General features: G+C 38.9%; 1 protein-coding gene. It reads right to left on the reverse strand.

Annotation, left to right across the window (positions count from 1 at the left end):
* Nucleotides 1-30: 30 nt before the first annotated feature.
* A protein-coding gene (locus ACDX78_RS23175; RefSeq protein WP_486031215.1) for an IS3 family transposase occupies nucleotides 31-1,142 on the reverse strand; the annotation gives its coding sequence in 2 pieces (ribosomal slippage) (nucleotides 31-893 and nucleotides 893-1,142; 1,113 coding nt in all).
* Nucleotides 1,143-1,220 lie beyond the last annotated feature (78 nt).

Here is a 1,220-nt window from a genome sequence, read left to right on the forward strand (position 1 = left end):
TGGTATGTCAACACTAAACTGTACAAATAATTAAAGGTTCATTAACTTGTATTCGGTAGGTGTTAAGTAATCTAGTGATCCATGAATTCGAATATGATTAAACCAGTGAACATAATCAAAAAGTTCAAGATCAAGTTCGTGTTGGCTAGGGAAAATGGTACCACGAACGAATTCTGTCTTGATGGTCTTAAACGTAGCTTCAGCCACGGCATTGTCATACGGCGTTCCTTTTTCACTCAATGAGCGCTCAATATCAAAGGTATCAAGGGCTTGGTCGATGATTTGGTTCTTAAACTCACTACCTCGGTCAGTATGGAATAATTCGAGACGATTAAGATTGTATTTAACGGATGCAAATGCACGTTGAACTAATGCTGCACTCTTTTGAGGACCTGCACTATGACCAATTATTTCACGATTATATAAATCTACTAAAACGCAGATGTAATGCCATTTCTGTTGTACTCGAACATAGGTTAAGTCACTTACAATCACTTTAAGTTCCTGGTCTTGATCAAACTTACGATTTAATGTATTCCCGATTTCCGATTCGTTAGAGGATGTTTTCGACGGTTTATATTGAGCAACCGTATACTTTGAAACGAGACCTTGCTCTTTCATGATACGACCAATACGACGGCGAGAAACGATCCAACCCAGCTTTTCAAGCTTTTTCTTAATCTTTCGCTGACCATAAATATTTCGATTTTCTTTAAAGATTTCAACGATCAGTGTCGTCAATTCTTCATCTTGGTCATCACGGATTTGTGCTTCGTAATAATACGTGCTTCTTGGGATTTGTAGGACGTCGCACATTGCTGATACCGAGTATTTGTGACAGTTGTTTCGAATCACGTCTACTTTCGTCCCATGATCAGCGCGGCTTGCTTTAAAATATCATTCTCCATCGCAAGCTTTTGGTTCTCTTTTCGTAATCGGATCAGCTCTTCCTCTTCAGGCGTGCGATTATCTTTTTCTTCAAAAGATCCACTGGTCTGGGATTGTCGAACCCACTTATCAAAGGCAGATGGCGTCAGCTCGTATTCTTTGATAATTTCAGACCTAGGTTTTCCTGAAGCATGAAGCTGAACAATTTGTTCCTTGAATTCCTTTGAAAAGTTCCTTCTTGCTCTACGGGTCATAGTAATTCTCCTCAACTTTTAATTGAACCAAGTTTATATGACCTTAACTGTTCTGTCCAACTAAGTGTAACCTATTCA

Origin of the sequence: Virgibacillus oceani (genome assembly GCF_041521345.1) — a bacterium.
Taxonomy (GTDB): Bacteria; Bacillota; Bacilli; order Bacillales; family Amphibacillaceae; genus Virgibacillus_N; species Virgibacillus_N oceani_A.